General features: G+C 65.6%; 14 protein-coding genes. 9 read left to right on the plus strand and 5 right to left on the minus strand.

Annotated elements, in window-relative coordinates:
- The first annotated feature begins 25 nt into the window (after positions 1 to 25).
- Together AB3X95_RS23535 and AB3X95_RS23540 are read left to right on the plus strand one after the other, a co-directional pair.
- Positions 26 to 1225: an acetyl-CoA C-acyltransferase gene (locus AB3X95_RS23535; RefSeq protein WP_368622674.1), complete on the plus strand. Its 1200-nt coding sequence runs from the start codon at positions 26 to 28 to the stop codon at positions 1223 to 1225.
- A gap of 118 nt (positions 1226 to 1343) precedes the next feature.
- The gene (locus AB3X95_RS23540) at positions 1344 to 2114 is read left to right on the plus strand and encodes an enoyl-CoA hydratase (RefSeq protein ID WP_176122437.1); all 771 of its coding nucleotides are present in this window, start codon (positions 1344 to 1346) and stop codon (positions 2112 to 2114) included.
- A 68-nt stretch (positions 2115 to 2182) separates the two neighbouring features.
- On the opposite strand, the gene fdhD is transcribed toward AB3X95_RS23540, so the two are convergent.
- Positions 2183 to 3067, minus strand: coding sequence for a formate dehydrogenase accessory sulfurtransferase FdhD (fdhD, locus tag AB3X95_RS23545; RefSeq protein ID WP_368622675.1), 885 nt, complete (start codon positions 3065 to 3067; stop codon positions 2183 to 2185).
- Between the two features lie 158 nt (positions 3068 to 3225).
- On the opposite strand from fdhD, the gene AB3X95_RS23550 reads away from it, so the two are divergent.
- Together AB3X95_RS23550 and AB3X95_RS23555 are read left to right on the plus strand one after the other, a co-directional pair.
- Entirely contained in the window at positions 3226 to 3702 is a 477-nt protein-coding gene (locus AB3X95_RS23550) for a nitrate reductase associated protein (protein WP_013088389.1), read from the plus strand.
- A 178-nt stretch (positions 3703 to 3880) separates the two neighbouring features.
- Complete coding sequence (locus tag AB3X95_RS23555) at positions 3881 to 7060, plus strand: EAL domain-containing protein (protein ID WP_368622676.1); 3180 nt, start codon at positions 3881 to 3883, stop codon at positions 7058 to 7060.
- Positions 7061 to 7123: 63 nt separating this feature from the next.
- Here the strand turns inward: AB3X95_RS23555 and AB3X95_RS23560 are convergent, their stop codons facing one another.
- Positions 7124 to 7735, minus strand: a complete 612-nt coding sequence (locus tag AB3X95_RS23560) for a glutathione S-transferase family protein (protein WP_176367928.1) — start codon at positions 7733 to 7735, stop codon at positions 7124 to 7126.
- Positions 7736 to 7856: 121 nt separating this feature from the next.
- A complete protein-coding gene (locus AB3X95_RS23565; RefSeq protein ID WP_176122442.1) occupies positions 7857 to 8252 on the minus strand; it encodes an acyl-CoA thioesterase in 396 nt (131 codons plus the stop codon).
- Positions 8253 to 8458: 206 nt separating this feature from the next.
- Between AB3X95_RS23565 and AB3X95_RS23570 the strand changes: the two genes are divergently transcribed.
- On the plus strand, positions 8459 to 10357 hold the full coding sequence (locus AB3X95_RS23570; protein WP_368622677.1) for an ABC transporter ATP-binding protein/permease: 1899 nt from the start codon (positions 8459 to 8461) through the stop codon (positions 10355 to 10357).
- A 3-nt stretch (positions 10358 to 10360) separates the two neighbouring features.
- Here the strand turns inward: AB3X95_RS23570 and murU are convergent, their stop codons facing one another.
- Entirely contained in the window at positions 10361 to 11074 is a 714-nt protein-coding gene (gene murU, locus AB3X95_RS23575; RefSeq protein WP_176122444.1) for an N-acetylmuramate alpha-1-phosphate uridylyltransferase MurU, read from the minus strand.
- 3 nt (positions 11075 to 11077) lie between these two features.
- A complete protein-coding gene (locus AB3X95_RS23580; RefSeq protein ID WP_368622678.1) occupies positions 11078 to 12145 on the minus strand; it encodes an aminoglycoside phosphotransferase family protein in 1068 nt (355 codons plus the stop codon).
- A gap of 223 nt (positions 12146 to 12368) precedes the next feature.
- On the opposite strand from AB3X95_RS23580, the gene AB3X95_RS23585 reads away from it, so the two are divergent.
- From AB3X95_RS23585 to rsmA, 4 genes are all read left to right on the plus strand, one after another.
- Entirely contained in the window at positions 12369 to 14741 is a 2373-nt protein-coding gene (locus AB3X95_RS23585; RefSeq protein ID WP_176109554.1) for an LPS-assembly protein LptD, read from the plus strand.
- Positions 14742 to 14806: 65 nt separating this feature from the next.
- A complete protein-coding gene (locus AB3X95_RS23590; protein WP_184226023.1) occupies positions 14807 to 16171 on the plus strand; it encodes a peptidylprolyl isomerase in 1365 nt (454 codons plus the stop codon).
- Positions 16172 to 16184: 13 nt separating this feature from the next.
- Positions 16185 to 17195, plus strand: coding sequence for a 4-hydroxythreonine-4-phosphate dehydrogenase PdxA (gene pdxA / locus AB3X95_RS23595; RefSeq protein WP_368622679.1), 1011 nt, complete (start codon positions 16185 to 16187; stop codon positions 17193 to 17195).
- A 108-nt stretch (positions 17196 to 17303) separates the two neighbouring features.
- Positions 17304 to 18146, plus strand: coding sequence for a 16S rRNA (adenine(1518)-N(6)/adenine(1519)-N(6))-dimethyltransferase RsmA (gene rsmA / locus AB3X95_RS23600; protein ID WP_176367922.1), 843 nt, complete (start codon positions 17304 to 17306; stop codon positions 18144 to 18146).
- The last annotated feature ends 34 nt before the right edge of the window (positions 18147 to 18180 follow it).

The following is an 18180-nucleotide window of genomic DNA, read 5'->3' on the forward strand; positions in this document are numbered from 1 at the left end:
GTTTGCCGACAAAGGAGATTCACAAATGGCAAAGCAATTGCAAGACGCATATATCGTCGCCGCGAGCCGCACGCCGATCGGCAAGGCGCCGCGCGGCATGTTCAGGAACACGCGCCCGGATGAACTGCTGGTACACGCGATCAAGTCGGCCGTCGCTCAGGTCCCCAGCCTCGACACCGGCGTGATCGAAGACGCGATCGTCGGCTGCGCGATTCCGGAAGCGGAGCAGGGCCTGAACGTCGCGCGGATCGGCGCGCTGCTCGCCGGTCTGCCGAACACGGTCGGCGGCGTCACGGTGAACCGCTTCTGCGCGTCGGGTCTGACCGCGCTCGCGATGGCAGCGGACCGCATCCGCGTCGGCGAGGCGGACGCAATGATCGCGGGCGGCTGCGAATCGATGAGCATGGTGCCGATGATGGGCAACAAGCCGTCGCTGTCGCCGCATATCTTCGATCGCAACGAGGACGTTGGCATCGCGTACGGCATGGGTCTGACCGCGGAGAAGGTCGCCGAGCGCTGGAAGATCAGCCGCGAAGCGCAGGACGCGTTTTCGGTCGAATCGCACCGCCGCGCGATCGAGGCGCAGCAAGCCGGCGAATTCAACGACGAAATCGCCGCGTACACGATCACCGACCGCGTGCCCGATCTCGCGACCGGCGAGATCAACGTGAAAACGCGCGAGGTGAAGCTCGACGAAGGCCCGCGCGCGGACACGTCGATGGAAGGCCTGGCGAAGCTGCGCGCGGTGTTCGCGAACAAGGGCTCGGTCACGGCGGGCAACAGCTCGCAGACCTCGGACGGCGCGGGCGCGTTGATCGTCGTGTCGGAAAAGATCCTCAAGCAGTTCAACCTGACGCCGCTCGCGCGTTTCGTCAGCTTCGCGGTGCGCGGCGTGCCGCCGGAAATCATGGGCATCGGCCCGAAGGAAGCGATTCCGGCCGCGCTGAAGGCTGCCGGCCTGAAGCAGGACGACCTCGACTGGATCGAGCTGAACGAGGCGTTTGCCGCGCAGTCGCTCGCGGTGATCCAGGACCTCGGCCTCGATGCGTCGAAGATCAACCCGCTCGGCGGCGCGATCGCACTGGGGCATCCGCTCGGCGCGACGGGCGCGATTCGTGCGGCGACCGTGGTGCACGGCCTGCGCCGCCGCAACTACAAGTACGGCATGGTGACGATGTGCGTCGGTACCGGCATGGGCGCGGCGGGCATCATCGAGCGTCTGTGAGCCGCTGATTTCACCGGGGATCCTTCCGGTGATCCAGTGAGGACCGCGCAACGGTTCGCAGGCCGCCCGGCTTGCGAACCGTTTTTACATTCAGCAGGAGCACAAGGAGATGAGCGGGATGACGACGGATATTCTGGTCGAGCGCGCCGATGCGGTGCTGACCATCAGCTTCAATCGGCCCGGCAGGAAAAACGCGATCACGGCCGCGATGTATCAGACGATGGCCGACACGCTCGTAGAAGCGCAGGGCGACGCGTCGGTGCGCGCGATCCTGATTCGCGGCAGCGCGGGCATTTTCAGCGCGGGCAACGACCTCGAAGACTTCATGAAGACGCCGCAGGTCGGCGGCAACCCCCCGGTGATCCAGTTCCTGCGCGCGATCAGCGCGGCGGAGAAGCCGCTCGTGGCGGCGGTTGCGGGGCCGGCGGTGGGCGTCGGCACGACGCTGCTGCTGCATTGCGATCTAGTCTACGCGGCCGACACCGCGAGCTTTTCGCTGCCGTTCACGCAACTCGGGCTGTGCCCGGAGGCTGCGTCGAGCTTGCTGCTGCCGCGCGTAGCCGGCTATCAGGCGGCGGCGGAAAAACTGCTGCTCGGCGAGGCGTTCGACGCGGCGGAAGCGCTCCGGATGGGCCTGGTGAATCGCGTGCTGCCGGCGGGCGAAGTCGACGCGTTCGCGGCGTCGCAGGCTGCGAAGCTGGCGGCGCTGCCGGCGTCGTCGCTGCGCGTGACGAAGAGCCTGATGAAACGCGCGAGCCAACAGGAAGTGCAGACGCAGATGACCGAGGAGTTCGTGCACTTCGGCAAGATGCTGCTCGCGCCCGAGGCGCGCGAGGCCTTCAAGGCGTTCTTCGAGAAGCGCAAGCCGGATTTCCGGCAGTTCGACTGAGGGACGTACGGCGCAGCCGTGCTTCGGGGCGGGTTAGCCGTGAGTCGCCGCTGCGCCGCTTCAATCGCTCAAACCCGCGGCTGCCAGGTGTCGTAATCGACGTAGCTGCCTTCGCGGCAGAAGCTCACGAGCCTCACACCCGCCTCGCGCGCAATCGCAATCGCGAGCGACGACGGCGCCGAGATCGTCGCGACCATCGGCACGTCGACGCGCGCGGCCTTGCGCACCAGTTCGTAGCTCGCGCGGCTCGACAGAAACACGAAACCGTCGCGCGTATCGGCGCGCTCGAGCACGAGCTGGCCGATCAGCTTGTCGAGCGCGTTGTGGCGGCCGACATCCTCGAACGCATAGCGGATCGCGCCTTGCGCATCACACCACGCGGCCGCGTGCAGGCCGCCCGTCAAACGGGTGAGCGCCTGGTGCTCGGGCAGCGCGCGCGCGGCGCGCGCGATCGCATCGGGCGCGAGCCGCTGCAGAAAGCCGGTATTTGCTACACGCTGCGGTTTCAGATCGAGCAGATCGATGCTTTCGATGCCGCATACGCCGCAGCCGGTGCGCCCGGCGAGCGCGCGACGCTTTTCCTTCAGACCGGCGAACGCCTGCTGCACGACCTGCAATTGCACCTCGGCATGCGGAAGTTCGCCGTGCCCGTGCAGTTCGACCTCGATGTCCTGAATATCGCTGCCGCGCTCGACGATCCCCTCGGAAATCGCGAAGCCGACCGCGAACGCTTCGAGATCGCGCGGTGTGCACATCATCACCGCGTGCGAGATGCCGTTGAACACCAGCGCGACCGGCCACTCCTGGCCGACGTGATCGGTCGCGGTTTCGATCGCCGTGCCCCGATGGCGGCGCACCTCGAGTTGCACCGCGCCGGGTTGTTCGTCGCTGTCGAGGTCGTGGAGCTGGCCGTTTGCCGCCGCGGTTGCGCGTCCGTTTTCCTGTCCGTTCAAGCTGCTTCACTCCTGTAGCATGCCGCGCATTCAAGTGCCCGCCCGGCTCGCCGTATGCTTCGCGGCCGCCGCCGCGCGGGCCGCCGTCGCGCGAATAAGGTTCTAAAATACCTCAAGCGACGCCCGTACGCTGTCCGCCACCGACAAGGAGCACTGACATGGGACTCAACGAAGCACCGCTTCTGTTCGACTTCGAAGTCGCGTCTTCGGAGAATTTCACTTATATCCCGATGTCCGTGCGCTTCAATCTCGACCGGTTCGGGCTGCGCATCACGCTCGCGCAGTGGCAGCAACTGCCGCTCGAAGACCGCAAGCTGCTCGCGCGTTTCCCGGTCGAAGAAGACACGCAGATCGAACCGAATTTCGATCACGCGCTGTTCGAGATGCTGCGCACGCACGCGAACATCGAACCGGAGTGGTTCACGCCAGAGGAGTCGCCGGCCTGGCGACAAACCGACAGCGTGCCCGACGGCGTCGCGCATCAGGCGGGTCTCGCCGGACTCGCCGCGCCGAGCGTCGCGCGCTGGGCGGAGCTCGATCCATTCAAACGTTACGTGCTCGCGAAGCTGTCGCGCAAGCCCGAGGCCAACCACGATTTCGTCCCGGCGATGAAGGAATTTGGCGCGGCCGGCTAGGCGCGGCCGGCTCCGCAACTCCCCAATCCTCAGATTTTTTTTCACGCCGACCCTCAACCCGCTTCCGATCGCTGCCGATATCCAAAGGTTGGCGCGTAAAAGATTTGCATCGATGCGGCCCGACGCACCGGTAGCGAGCGCGCTCTCCCGCCCTCGGAACGATTGACGTTCGGAACCCATGAATCCTTTTTTGTCGAAGCGACTGCTGATCAATATTGCGGTCGTGGTCGTCGCGGTCGGTACAAACGCGTTCGTCGCGTACACGCAGATTCGCGGGCAGCGAGACGCCGATGCGCGCCTCGCGCGCTCGACCAGCGTGCGCCAGAACCTCGATGCCTATCACGCCGCGCTCGGTAAAGCGCTCGCCGCGGTGCACCGCCTGAAGGAATCGGGCGATCCGGTCCCGCCGGACGCGGCCGCTTCGATGACGAATACACTCGCGAGCCGCGAGGATGCACTGCGCGACGAGCTCGCGAGCGAACCGTCCATGTCGGCGGCGCTCGCCAGCCTGAGCGCGGCGCGGCACGCGCTGCAGCACGATCTCGAGGACACGCTGCGCAACCACGCGAGCGACTTACCCGGCCCGGCCAGCGCGACGTCGGGCGCGGCATCGACCGAAGCACCGGTCTCGGCCCACGACGACGCGCGATTCGACGCATCCGTCGACTCCGCGCCGTCCGACCCGCAGCTTGCCCCCTCGCTAGAGCGTGTCGAAGCCGCGCTCGCCTCGTTGCGCAGCGACGAAAACCGCTCGTTGCAGACCGCGCTCGCGGCATCGGCGAGCGACAGCCAGCGCGCGATGTTCGTACTGCTCGTGACGATGCTCTCCGGCAGCGTGCTGCTGATGCTCACGTTCGGCGTGCGCGAGAACAGCGCGCGTGAAAAGCTGCGCAGCGCCCGCGCGCTGGCGCGCAACGACGAGCGTTTTCGCAGCCTGTTCGACGACCACAGGGTGCCGATGTACATCTTCGATCGCGATACGCTGCGCTTTCTCGCCGTCAACGCTGCCGCGATCGAGCAATACGGCTACACGGAAAGCAAGTTTCTGGGCATGACGATCCGCGCGATTCACCCTGATTCCGAAGTTGCGCGCCTCGAGAAGCATCTGGCGCGCAGCGCGGACTTGCGCCAGAGCCACACGATGGCGGGCATCTGGCGGCATCGGCGCAACGACGGCTCGATCATCAGCGTCAACGTGTCGTATCACGCGCTCAGCTTCATGGGCCGCGACGCGTCGTTCGTACTGGCGGACGACGTGACCGATCAGATCAACGCCGAAGCCGAAGCGCTGCGCTCGAATCAGATGCTCGAAGCGGTGATCGACAACATTCCGCAGCGGATTTTCTGGAAGGATCTGAACTCGCGCTATCTGGGCTGCAACATGGCGTTCGCGCGCGACGCGGGGCTCGCGTATCCCGAGCAGGTGATCGGCAAGAGCGACACCGATTTGCCGTGGCGCGCGTTCGCCGACCTGCTGAACGAGCACGATCGCGAAGTCGCGAGCACCGGCGTGCCGAAGATGAACTTCGAGGTCGACTTCGTGATCGACGGCGTGCATCGCACGAGGGTCACGAGCAAGCTGCCGTTCACCGACGGCGACGGCCGGGTGATCGGCGTGCTCGGCTCGTACACCGACATCACCGAGCAAAAGCGCGCCGATCTCGCGCTGCGTCTGCAAAGCCGTGCGCTCGACGCGAGTGTCAACGCGATCCTGATCACCGCGCCGTCGCCGTCGGGCAATCTGATCGAATACGTGAATCCGGCGTTCATGCGTATCACCGGCTACGATCTCGATGAGGTGATCGGTCACGACTGCCGCGTGCTGCAACGCGACGACCGTGACCAGGAGGGCGTCGCATTGATTCGCGAGGCGCTCGTGGCGAATCGGGAGGTCAGCGCCGTGGTGCGCAACTATCGCAAGGACGGCGCGCTGTTCTGGAATCAGCTGTTCATCGCGCCGGTGCCGAACGCGGAAGGCGTGATCACCCATCATATCGGCGTCATCAACGACGTGACCGAGCTGATCCGCTACCAGGAGCAGCTCGAATACCAGGCCAACTACGACGGCCTCACGCGGCTGCCGAACCGCAACCTGCTGCGCGACAGGCTCGAGCATGCGCTCGTCGTCGCGCAGCGGCATCACACGGGCGTGGCGGTCGTGTTCCTCGATCTCGACGGCTTCAAGAACGTCAACGACAGCCTCGGCCACAGCGTCGGTGACCGGCTGCTCAGCGTGGTCGCCGAACGGCTCGCGCGCTGCTCGCGCACCAGCGACACGGTTGCGCGCCACGGCGGCGACGAGTTCGTGATCGTGATGACCGACACCGTCGACGAGCAATCGCTGATCACGTGGATGGAGCGCGTGCGCGCGTCGATCGCCGAGCCGGTGTGGCTCGACGGCACCGAGCTGTACGTCGGCTGCAGCATGGGCGCCAGCCTGTTCCCGCAGGACGGCGAGGACGCCGAAACGCTGATGAAGAAGGCCGACGTCGCGATGTACCGCGCGAAGGACATGGGCCGCAACACGTTCCAGTTCTATCAGCCGGAGATGAACGCGAGCGCGGGCGCGCGCCTGAATCTCGAACGACGCCTGCGCCGCGCGCTGCGCGATAACGAGTTCCTGCTGCACTATCAGCCGCAGGTCGATATCGTCAGCGGCCAGATCGTCGGCATCGAGGCGCTGGTGCGCTGGCGCGATCCGGAGGCCGGCCTCGTGCCGCCGTCGTCGTTCATTCCGCTTGCCGAGGAAAGCGGGCTGATCGGGCCGCTGTCGGAGTGGGTGCTGCGCGAGGCGTGCCGCCAGAACAAGGCGTGGCAGGATCAGGGCTTGCCGCCGGCGCGCGTGTCGGTGAATCTGTCGGCGCGGGTGTTCCAGCAGCGCAACATCGCGAAGCTCGTGATGCAGGTGCTCGCCGAGACCGGGCTCGAACCGAAGTATCTCGAACTCGAGCTGACCGAAAGCACGATCATGCGCAATGCGGAAGAAGCGGTGTTGATGCTCAACGAGCTGCACGCGCTCGGCATCGGTCTCGCGATCGACGACTTCGGCACCGGCTATTCGAGCCTCAGCTATCTGAAGCGCTTTCCGGTGGACCGCCTGAAGATCGACCGCTCGTTCGTGTCGGATATCGGCGTGTCGGGCGACGACGAGACGATCACGTCGGCGATCATCGCGCTCGCGCATTCGCTGAAGCTGCAGGTGATCGCCGAGGGCGTGGAAACGTCCGCGCAACTCGACTTCCTGAAGGAACGCGCGTGCGACGAGATGCAGGGCTTCTATTTCGCGAAGCCGCTATCGACGGAAGGGATCTCCGAACTGCTGCAGGGCGGGTTGGTGCGGGAGCTGGAGCCGGCGTGAAGGGAGCGTGACGCGCGGCGCCCAGGGTCGCCGCGTGTCACCGCGTGTCGTGTCAAACGCCGGTCACTCCGCTGGCGTGTCCTTGAATACCGGCAGGCTTTCCGCGAACGCGGAAAATTTCTCAAGCCGCGGATGATCGGCCTTGCTGACCGCCTCCGGCAGCATCATGTGCGTGAACTGCCACGCGACGGCGACGGCCACGTCCGCCGCGCTGAACTGCTGCTGCGTGTCCGGCAGCGGCCCTTCGCCCAACTCGCGTTCGAGTTCGGCATAGGCGGCGAGCAGTTGCGCTCGCACGCGCTCGACCCACGCTTCATGCTGCTTCTCCTGCGGTCGCAGATTGCGCTCGTAGACGATCTGCACGCTCTTTTCGCACGCGGCGAGCGCGAGACCCGTCAGACGCGCGGCGCGCAACGCCGCGTCGGCTTGCGTCGGGAACAGCGGGGTGGGGCCGGCGAGCGTCGCCAGATACTGCAGGATCACCGTCGAATCCATCACGACCGCGCCGTTGTCGGCGACGAGCGTCGGCGCCTTGACGACCGGGTTGATCTTCGCGAACTGGTCGTAGGTGCGGAATACCGAAATCGACTCGTGTTCGAAGTCGAGCGCGAGCAGCTTCATGCAGATGGCGACGCGCCGCACGTACGGCGAGTCGAGCATTCCGATCAGTTTCATCACGTATCCATTAGAAGAGCGACTATCGGGCGCCCGGCCTCGTGCGCTGATCGGCTGAAACGGCTAGCGGGTGGCGCGGCGCGTGACGCATGGAACCGCTAGCTTAAGCATCCTTGCTGGCTCAGTCCAGCGCGGGCAGCGCGCGCGGACGGCGGTCGCTGTCGGTGGCGACGTAGGTGAGGATCGCTTCCGTGACCTTGACGACTTCCTGCGACAGTCTCATCCGCTGCGCGTAGACCTCGACCGACACCGTCACCGACGTATTGCCGGTCTTCACGATATCCGCGTAAAAGCTCAGCAGGTCGCCGACGAACACCGGCTGCTTGAACAGGAACGAATTGACCGCGATCGTCGCGACCCGTCCATTCGCGCGACGGCTTGCCGGAATCGAGCCGGCGATGTCGACCTGCGCCATGATCCAGCCGCCGAACACGTCGCCGTGAATGTTCGCGTCCGACGGCTGCGGCATCACGCGCAGCGCGCAAGGCTTGGACGGAAGTTGAAGAAGATCGGTCATCGGGAGATCCTTGGCAAACGTGTTCGAGCGTATTGACGCGCACGGACCGAACGGCTGGGGCCAGCCCGGCCACAGGCCGCGGAAAGCGCCGCCAGCTGGCTTCTGCGACAATACGGGGGATCAGGAATTGTACGGGAAAGCGCCCAGCCAGGCGCGCGAGCCGCGCCGCTGCGAACTCCGGCAGTTCCACACTCTCCCCACGATTTATGCGCCGCGCTCCTTCGTCAGAACCCTCGCCGATTTCCACCGGACCCCGCAACGACTGGCAAACGATCCTGTCGCTGCTGCCATACCTTGCAACCTACAAATGGCGAGTCGGCATCGCGCTCGGCTGCCTGATCGGCGCGAAGGTCGCGAACCTCGGCGTGCCGATCGTGATGAAGCACATCGTCGACAGTCTCGCGTCGATCCGCCATCTGACCGCGCTCGGCCGCGCGCAGGACGCGCCCGGCATCGTGCTGCTCGGCGGCGTCGGCTTGCTGGTGGTCGCGTATGCAGTGGTGCGGCTGTCCACGTCGTTCTTCACCGAGCTGCGCGAAATGCTGTTTTCGAAAGTGACGGAAAGCGCGGTGCGCCAGCTTGCGCTGAAAGTGTTTCGCCATCTGCACGGGCTGTCGCTGCGCTTTCATCTGGAGCGGCAGACGGGCGGCATGTCGCGCGATATCGAACGCGGCACGCGCGGCATCACGCAGCTGATTTCCTATTCGCTGTACAGCATCCTGCCGACGCTCGTCGAAGTCGGGCTCGTGCTCGGCTTTTTCGTCGTCAAATACGAGGCCTATTACGCGATCGTCACGTTCATCGCGCTCGCGGCGTACATCGCGTTCACGGTGAAGGTCACCGAGTGGCGCACGCACTTTCGCCGCACGATGAACGAGCTCGATTCGAAGGCGAATTCGCGCGCGATCGACTCGCTGCTCAACTACGAGACCGTCAAGTACTTCGGCAACGAGGAGTGGGAGGCGAGCCGCTACGACGAAAACCTGAAGCGCTATCGCGCGGCGGCGATCAAGTCGCAGCGTTCGCTGTCGGCGCTGAACTTCGGACAGCAGGCGATCATCGGCACGGGGCTCGTGTTCATCCTGTGGCGCGCGACCCAAGGCGTGATGGCCGGGCGCCTGACGCTCGGCGACCTGGTGCTGATCAACACGTTCATGCTGCAGCTGTATATCCCGCTGAATTTTCTCGGCGTGGTCTATCGTGAGCTGAAGCAGAGCCTGACCGACATGGACCGCATGTTCTCGCTGCTCGGCGCGCCGCAGGAAGTGCCCGATGCGCCGAATGCGGTGGCCTTGCGGGTGAGCGGTGCGCAGGTGCGTTTCGACAACGTGAGCTTCGCGTACGAGTCTTCGCGACCGATTCTGCACGACGTGAGCTTCACGATCGCGGCCGGCACGACGACCGCGGTGGTCGGCCACAGCGGCTCGGGCAAGTCGACGCTCGCGCGGCTCCTGTTCCGCTTCTACGATCTCGACCGCGCGACGGGCGGAGCGATCCGGATCGACGGGCAGGATATTCGCGACGTCACGCAGGATTCGCTGCGCGCGTCGATCGGCATCGTGCCGCAGGACACGGTGCTGTTCAACGACTCGATCTACTACAACATCGCGTACGGGCGGCCGTCGGCGACGCGCGACGAAGTGATCGCGGCGGCGCGCGCCGCGCATATCCACGAGTTCATCGAGAGTCTGCCGAAGGGCTATGACACACCGGTCGGCGAGCGCGGGCTCAAGCTGTCCGGCGGCGAAAAGCAGCGCGTGGCGATCGCGCGGACCATCCTGAAGAATCCGCCGATCCTGCTGTTCGACGAAGCGACGTCCGCGCTCGATTCGCGCTCCGAGCGCGCAATCCAGCATGAGCTCGACCTGATCGCGCGCGAACGCACGACGCTGATCATCGCGCACCGGCTATCGACGGTCGTGCACGCGCAGCAGATCATCGTGATGGACAGGGGGCGCATCGTCGAGCGTGGCACGCACGCGGAGCTATTGCGCGCGAACGGCCTGTTCGCGCAGATGTGGGCGCTGCAGCAGCGTGCCGCGCAGACTACGGACGCGGTGGAAAGGGCGGAAGCGGTCGGGGCCGGCGAGAGCGCGGCGAAGTAAAGTTCAGCGCGCCCGCAGCAGCCGATCGAGCGCTTCCAGCTGCGCCTGCGTGCCGACGTTCTCCCACACGCCTTCGTACAGCTCGCCGCTCGCGAGCCCACGCGCGATCGTCGCGCGGTAATACGGGCTCAGCGCGCGCCGCGTGCCGCGCGGCAGATCGCGGAACATGCGGGTGTCATACAGCCCGAAACTGCCGAACGTGAGGCGCGGCTGCGTGTCGAGCGACAGCACGCCGTCGACGAGACCAAAGTCGCCATTCGGGTGAAACGGCGGATTCGGCACCATCACCAGATGCATGCCGGGCTCCGGCAGCGCCTGCAGCGCGCCGGCGTGCGCGTGCAGTCCGGCGTAGTCGTAATCGGTGTACACGTCGCCGGCCACCGCGACGAATACGTGATCCGTGCCGTCGTCGGTCAGTAGCGGCAGCGCCTGCGCGATGCCGCCCGCGGTCTCCAGCGCTTCGTGCTCGGGCGAATAGCGCAGTTCGACCTGCCAGCGCGAACCGTCGCCGAGCGCGGCTTCGAGCTGCGCGCCGAGCCACGCATGATTGATTACGATGCTACGGATGCCGGCCCGCGCGAGCCGTTCGATCTGCCACACGATCAACGGCTTGCCGCCCACTTCGAGCAAGGGCTTCGGGCACGCGTCGGTCAACGGACGCATGCGCTCGCCGCGACCCGCGGCGAAAATCATCGCTTTCTTCACGGACATCGTCATCGGTCAGAAGGTATAGCCGATTTCCTGCGCGCGGCCTTCGAGGTCGTCGAGCAGCTTCGCGAACCCGCGCAGCGGCGCGTAACGCTCGGCCACCTTGCGCGCATAGCCGATGAAGCGCGGCAGGTCTTTCATGTAATGCGCCTTGCCGTCGCGGTAGTTGATGCGGCAGAAGAGGCCCAGCACCTTGATGTGCCGCTGCAGGCCCATCCATTCGAGCTGGCGGTAGAACTCGCCGAAATCGGCATCAACCGGCAGGCCGGCTTTTTTCGCGCGCTCCCAGTAGTACACGAAGCAGTCGAGCTCGAACTCCTCGTCCCAGCTGAGGAACGCATCGCGCAGCAGCGACACGACGTCGTACGTGATCGGCCCGTACACCGCGTCCTGGAAGTCGAGTACGCCGGGGTTCGGCTCGGCGATCATCAGATTGCGCGGCATGAAATCGCGCAGCATGAAGCCTTGCGGCTGTGCGCGCGCGCTCGCGATCAAGAGCGCGAACGTGCGATCGAGCTGCGCGCGCGTTGCGGCATCGACTTCACGGCAAAGGTGCCGGCCGATGAACCACTCGGGCATCAGTTCCATTTCGCGATGCAGGAACGCTTCGTCGAACGGCGGCAGCACGTCTTCGCGCGAGCCGAGCTGCCAGCGGATCAGCGCGTCGAGCGCGTCGCGCATCAGCGTGCGGGCCGCGCGGGTGTCCCCCGCGGCCTGCGCGTCGGTCAGCGCGCCGAGGTAGGACGCGGTGCCGAGATCGGTGACGAGCATGAAGCCCGCGTCGAAGTCGACCTCGAGCACGCGCGGCACGTGCACGCCGGCGGCGTCGAGCAATTGCGCGATCTGCGCGAATTCGCGGCATTTTTCGGGCGGCGGCGCGTCGACGGCGATTAGCGTGGCGCCGCCGTTGCCTTGCGGCGCCTTACCGGCGAGCCGGAAATAACGGCGGAAACTGGCGTCGGACGAGGCCGGAACGATCGTGTCGAGCTCCAGCGCATGACGCGCCGCGTGGCCTTGCAGCCAGGCCTTGAGCAGGGAGAGGCGGGTGTCGGTGAAGTCTTGAGTGGAAGGCAGCGTCATGAAAAGCGGCGGCAAATTCTTGGGGACAACGTCTTGCCATATAATACCCCACGACTTTTTTGACGCGACTCACACGCCAGCTTTCGCGTGCTCCGTTTTACCGCCCGCCTTATCACTCGGCAATTGGGAATCCAGACGTGCAGCCGACTCTCACGGTCGCGGTGTGCAGGCGGTGGATCGTGATGACGGAAGCTTGCACACGGGTCGACTCGCCAAACGATACATGCCGCCCAGACAGCTTTCCGATACCACTCCTTCCTGTGCAGTAGTGCCGCGCAAAAGGCGGCTCGTCGCGGCGCTCGTCGCCGTTCCGGGCCTGATGCCCGCGCTTGCGCACGCCCAGCTGGTGGGGGAAGCTGCGCAACCGCAAGCGGTCTACCCGCCGTGGGGCATGCAGCTCGCGCCGCAGCTCGAGGAGCATCCGCTGCAAACGGGCCAGCGACCGGCCACCTTCGTGCTCGGCGACCACGCGAGCGGCACGATCGACCAGGACCTGGCTGCCAAGGGCTCGGCCGAAGTGCGCCACAACACGTCCGTGATCAAGGCCGACGACCTGCACTACGATCAGGACACGGACATGGCCGATGCGTACGGCAATGTCCACGTGATCAATACCGGCAATACCTTCATCGGGCCCGAAGCGCATCTGCGCGTCGATTCGACCGAAGGCTTCATGACCGCGCCGAAGTATCACTTCACGTTGACGGGCGGCTCGGGCAGCGCGCAGCGCGTCGACCTGCTCGACGCCGAGCGCTCGGTGTTCACGAAGGCCACCTACACCGCGTGCGCGTGCACGGACGATCCGGCCTGGTACATCAAGGGCAGCGAGTTCGATTTCGACACCGGCGCCGACGAAGGCGTCGCCTACAACAGCGTGCTGTTCTTCCAGGGCGTGCCGGTGTTCGCTTCGCCGTGGCTGTCGTTCCCGCTGTCGGGCGAGCGGCGCAGCGGCCTGTTGCCGCCCACGTTCTCGCTCAGCTCGTCGAACGGCTTCGAGCTGTCGGTGCCGTATTACTTCAACATCGCGCCGAATCGCGATCTGACGGTCACGCCGCGTGTGATCTCGAAGCGCGGTGTGCAGTTGCAGAGCACGTTCCGCTATCTGTCGCCGACGTATTCCGGTTCGATCACCGGTGAATTTCTGCCTGACGATCGCCTGACGAAGACCAACCGCTACGCGCTGTACATCCAGCACAACCAGAATTTCGGTAACGGCTTCGGCGGCTACATCTACTACAACAAGGTCTCGGACAACACCTATCCGCAAGACCTGTCGTCGTCGGTCAACCAGTTCATGAACGGCCTCCAGCTCCTGTATCAGCAGGAAGCCGGGGTGACCTACAACAACGGGCCGTGGTCCGTGCTCGCGCGCGAGCAGCACTGGCAGACGCTGCAGGAGTCGGTCGCGCCGTACGGCCGCGAGCCGCAGTTGAACGTGAAGTACGCGAAGTACAACGTCGGCGGCTTCGACTTCGGCGCCGAAGCCGACTACACGAACTTCCGCATCACCACTGCGGACCTGACCGAAGGCCAGCGGGTGCTGTTCAACCCGTATGTGTCCTATTCGGTGGTGGGGCCGGGCTACTTCGTCACGCCGAAGGTGCAGTGGCACTTCGCGTCGTACAACCTGAACAACATCGGCACCGATCTGAACGGGGTGCCGAACGCGCAGAAGAATTTCACCGAGTCGATCCCGACCTTCACGTTCGACACGGGGCTGACGTTCGAGCGCTCGGTGCGCCTGTTCGGCCAGGATTTCATCCAGACGCTGGAGCCGAGGCTGTACTACGTCTACACGCCGTACCGCAACCAGAACAACGCGCCGCTGTTCGATACCGCCGAGTCCGACTTCGGCCTCGCGGAAATCTTCACGCCGAACACGTTCGTCGGTAACGACCGGATCGCCGACGCGAACCGCCTGACAGCGGGTCTCACCACGCGCTTCATCAACCCGGCCACCGGCGACGAACGCGCGCGCTTCGTGATCGCGCAGCAGTACTATTTCCGGGATCAGCGTGTCACGTTGCAGCCTTCGCAGACGAGCGCGCAGGCCACGCACTCGGACCTGATCGCGGGTGCGTCGATCAAGCTGGGCGCCGGTTTCGCTTCGGAAACGGCGTTCCAATATAATGCGGACAATAACCAGCTCACGAAGACGAGCGTCGGCTTCGGGTTCAGTCCGGAGACCGGCAAGGTCCTCAACGTGGCGTACCGCTACACCCGCGCCAACACCACGCTCGACAACCAGCCGATCAATCAGGTGCTGATTTCGGGCCAATGGCCGCTGTCGCATCGGATGTACGGTGTCGGCCGGTTCAACTACGACCTCGGTGGTCACCGTATCGTCGACGGCCTCGTCGGCCTGCAATACGACGCGGATTGCTGGACGCTCGGCGCCGGCATCCAGCGCTATGCGAACGGCCTGAACTCGTCGGGACAGAATCAGTCGAGCACGCGGTTTCTGGCGCAGTTGACGTTCAAGGGCTTGTCGAGCGTCGACAATGGGCTGATGACCGCGTTCCGCACCAGTGTGGCCGGCTACACGCCGTTGCCGCCGCCGCCACCGCCGGAGTCGCGGTTCACCAACTACGAATGACGGTCGCCCGGTCATTCACGGCTTGCGAAAAGACGGGCGAAGCGCCCGACATCATTGGAGTATCTGTGGCAATCATGAAACAGCTTCGCTTGGCAATACTCGCGGCGGGTCTCGTCGCCGCGGCGTCCTTCGTTCCAGTCGCGTCGGTACAGGCGCAGGCATTGGGCGGCAATAGCGGCCAGACGGTCGACACCATCGCCGCGGTGGTCAACAACGGTGTCATCACGCAGCGCGAGCTTGACGAGCGGGTCGGTCTGATCGCGCACCGGCTGAACCAGCAGAACGCTCCGGTGCCGCCGACGGATCAGTTGCGCCAGCAGGTGCTCACGCAGATGGTGCTCGAGCGCATCCAGCTGCAGAAGGCCAAGGAAGACGGCATCAACATCGACGACGCAGCCGTGCAGCGCACGCTCGAGCGTCTCGCGCAGGCGAACAACATGCCGCTCGCAATGTACCGCGCGCGCATCGAGGCGCAAGGCGTGCCCTGGGCCACCTTCTCGAACGACGCGCGCACCGAGCTGACGCTGTCGCGTCTGCGCGAGAAGGAAGTGGACAGCAAGATCACGGTGACGGACGCCGAGGTCGCGAACTACATCGCCAGCCAGCGCGGCCCGGGCGCCGGCCAGACGAGCGACCTGCACATGCAGCACATTTTCGTGAGTGCGCCGCTGAACGCGCCGGAGACCGACATCGAGGCGGCGCAGAAGAAGGCCCAGGGGCTGCTTGCCGAAGCGAAGGGCGGGGCGGATTTCGGAAAGCTAGCGAAGGCCAATTCGCAAGCGCCCGACGCGTCGCAGAACAGCGGCGATCTCGGCTTCCTCGCACCGTCGAAGCTGCCGCCCGAGTTCGTAAAGGCCGCGGCGGCACTGCGTCCGGGTGAGATCAATCCGGATCTGATCCGCACCAACGACGGCTTCGAAATCGTGCGTCTGGTTGAGCGCCGTGCCGGCCAAGGCAGCAGCGCGGATGCGCCGAAGCTCGTGCAGACGCACGTGCGCCACATTCTGCTGCGCGTCGGCGACGGCCAGTCCGAACCGCAGGCACGCCAGAAGCTGATCGACATCCGCAATCAGATCGCCGCGGGCGGCGACTTCGCGAAGTTCGCGCACACCTACTCGCAGGACGGCTCGTCGTCGCAAGGCGGCGACCTCGGCTGGATCAGCCCGGGCGAGACGGTGCCCGAGTTCGAGCGCGCGATGAACGCGCTGCAGGACGGTCAGATCAGCGAGCCGGTGCGCAGCGAATACGGTTACCACCTGATTCAGGTGCTCGGCCGCCGCGATGCGGAAGGCTCGATTGCGCAGCAGATGGATCTCGCGCGTCAGGCCATCGGCCAGCGCAAGGCGGAACAGGCGTACGCCGACTGGCTGCGCGAGTTGCGCGATACCGCGTACGTCGAAGTGAAGCCGACCACGGCGAACGTGCAGTAACGGAGTCCATGCCATGACGAGCACCGCTCAGCCCACCCACCGCCCGCTGCAGATCGCGATCACGACCGGCGAGCCCGCCGGCGTCGGTCCCGAACTGACCGCGCAGGCGCTGGCGGGTGCGGCGGCGCACTGGCCTCACGCGCAGTTTACCGTGCTCGGCGATGCGCAATTGCTCGTTGAGCGGGCGCGCGCGGTCGGTGTCGATTGGGCCGCGCTACTAGCGCAGGGCCCGCGCGTGCGGCTCGAACCTCACCCGCTCGGCGCACCCGCGCAGGCAGGCAAGCTCGACGCCGCGAACGGCCGCTATGTGCTCGGCCTGCTCGACGCGGCGATCGACGGCGCGGTAGCCGGCAAGTTCGACGCGATCGTCACCGCGCCGCTGCAAAAAAGCACGATCAACGACGCCGGTGTGCCGTTCACCGGCCACACCGAATATCTGGCCGAGCGCACCCATACGCCGCGCGTCGTGATGATGCTCGCGGGCACCGGCAAGCGGCCGCTGCGCGTCGCGCTCGCGACCACGCATCTGCCGTTGAAGGACGTGTCGGCGGCCTTGACGATCGAAAGCCTCGTCGCGACGCTGCGCATCATCGATCACGACCTGCGTCATCACTTCGGTTTGCCCGCGCCGCGCATTCTCGTGACGGGGCTCAATCCGCACGCGGGCGAAAACGGCTACCTGGGCCGCGAGGAAATCGACGTGATCACGCCGGCGTTGCAGCAGGTGAACGGCGAGGGCATCGACGCGCGCGGTCCGTATCCGGCCGACACGCTGTTTCAGCCGCGTTATCTCGACGAAGCCGACTGCGTGCTCGCGATGTTCCACGACCAGGGCCTGCCGGTGCTGAAATTCGCGACGTTCGGCGAAGGAATCAACGTGACGCTCGGCCTGCCGATCATCCGCACCTCGGTCGATCACGGCACCGCGCTCGATCTGGCCGGCACCGGCCGCGCCGACGCGGGCAGCCTGATGGCCGCGATCGACACGGCTGTTTCGATGGCGCAGCATCGTCGCGCGGGCTGACGCACAGGTGACCTGAGCGGTTGCGGTGCGCGTGACGCGCCGCGTGGCGTCGTATTTCCACCGTGACGTCTTTCATTCTCAAGCAGTTTTCTTTCTAGCGTTTCTCCGATGTCCACCAGCAGACAGCAAGGCCGGCACCAGGGCCATCTCGCGCGCAAGCGTTTCGGTCAGAACTTTCTGGTCGACATGGGCGTGATCGATTCGATCGTCGACGTGATCCGGCCGCAGCGCGGCGAGCGCATGGTCGAGATCGGTCCGGGCCTCGGCGCGCTGACCGAACCGCTGATCGAGCGGCTCGCGACGCCCGAGTCGCCGCTGCACGCGGTCGAACTCGACCGCGACCTGATCGGCCGTCTGAAGACGAAGTTCGGCGATCTGCTCGAACTCCATTCGGGCGACGCGCTCGAGTTCGACTTCGGCTCGCTCGCGGCACCGGGCGACAAGGCGTCGCTGCGCATCGTCGGTAATCTGCCGTACAACATTTCGAGCCCGCTGCTGTTTCATCTGGCGACCTTCGCAGACCGCGTGATCGATCAGCACTTCATGCTGCAGAACGAGGTCGTCGAGCGGATGGTCGCCGAGCCGGGTACGAAAGCGTTCAGTCGCCTGTCGGTGATGCTGCAATACCGCTACGTGATCGACAAGCAGCTCGACGTGCCGCCCGAGTCGTTCCAGCCGCCGCCGAAGGTCGATTCGGCGATCGTGCGGATGATCCCGTACGAGCGGCACGAAATGCCGGTAGTCGATGAAAACGTGCTCGGCGAGGTGGTGACGGCGGCGTTCTCGCAGCGTCGCAAGATGCTGCGCAACACGCTTGCCGCGCTGCGCGATACCGTCGATTTCGACGCGCTCGGCTTCGACCTGCAACGCCGCGCGGAGGACGTGCCGGTTGCCGAATACGTGAGCGTGGCGCAGGCGGTGGCGGCGCGCTCGGCCGCTGCGCCGGAGTAGTCTCAACGTTTGACGACGACGGCGCGCCGCCGTC

The organism is Paraburkholderia sp. BR13444, from assembly GCF_040948755.1.
In the GTDB taxonomy this organism is placed as follows: Bacteria; Pseudomonadota; Gammaproteobacteria; order Burkholderiales; family Burkholderiaceae; genus Paraburkholderia; species Paraburkholderia youngii.

What these genes read in the sequence shown, in the direction of transcription:
- AB3X95_RS23535 (WP_368622674.1), top strand. Translation starts at nt 26, where the DNA reads ATGGCAAAGCAATTGCAAGACGCATATATCGTCGCCGCGAGCCGCACG.
- AB3X95_RS23540 (WP_176122437.1), top strand. Translation starts at nt 1,344, where the DNA reads ATGACGACGGATATTCTGGTCGAGCGCGCCGATGCGGTGCTGACCATC.
- AB3X95_RS23550 (WP_013088389.1), top strand. Translation starts at nt 3,226, where the DNA reads ATGGGACTCAACGAAGCACCGCTTCTGTTCGACTTCGAAGTCGCGTCT.
- AB3X95_RS23555 (WP_368622676.1), top strand. Translation starts at nt 3,881, where the DNA reads ATGAATCCTTTTTTGTCGAAGCGACTGCTGATCAATATTGCGGTCGTG.
- AB3X95_RS23560 (WP_176367928.1), bottom strand. Translation starts at nt 7,735, where the DNA reads ATGAAACTGATCGGAATGCTCGACTCGCCGTACGTGCGGCGCGTCGCC.
- AB3X95_RS23565 (WP_176122442.1), bottom strand. Translation starts at nt 8,252, where the DNA reads ATGACCGATCTTCTTCAACTTCCGTCCAAGCCTTGCGCGCTGCGCGTG.
- AB3X95_RS23570 (WP_368622677.1), top strand. Translation starts at nt 8,459, where the DNA reads ATGCGCCGCGCTCCTTCGTCAGAACCCTCGCCGATTTCCACCGGACCC.
- murU (WP_176122444.1), bottom strand. Translation starts at nt 11,074, where the DNA reads ATGACGATGTCCGTGAAGAAAGCGATGATTTTCGCCGCGGGTCGCGGC.
- AB3X95_RS23580 (WP_368622678.1), bottom strand. Translation starts at nt 12,145, where the DNA reads ATGACGCTGCCTTCCACTCAAGACTTCACCGACACCCGCCTCTCCCTG.
- AB3X95_RS23585 (WP_176109554.1), top strand. Translation starts at nt 12,369, where the DNA reads ATGCCGCCCAGACAGCTTTCCGATACCACTCCTTCCTGTGCAGTAGTG.
- pdxA (WP_368622679.1), top strand. Translation starts at nt 16,185, where the DNA reads ATGACGAGCACCGCTCAGCCCACCCACCGCCCGCTGCAGATCGCGATC.
- rsmA (WP_176367922.1), top strand. Translation starts at nt 17,304, where the DNA reads ATGTCCACCAGCAGACAGCAAGGCCGGCACCAGGGCCATCTCGCGCGC.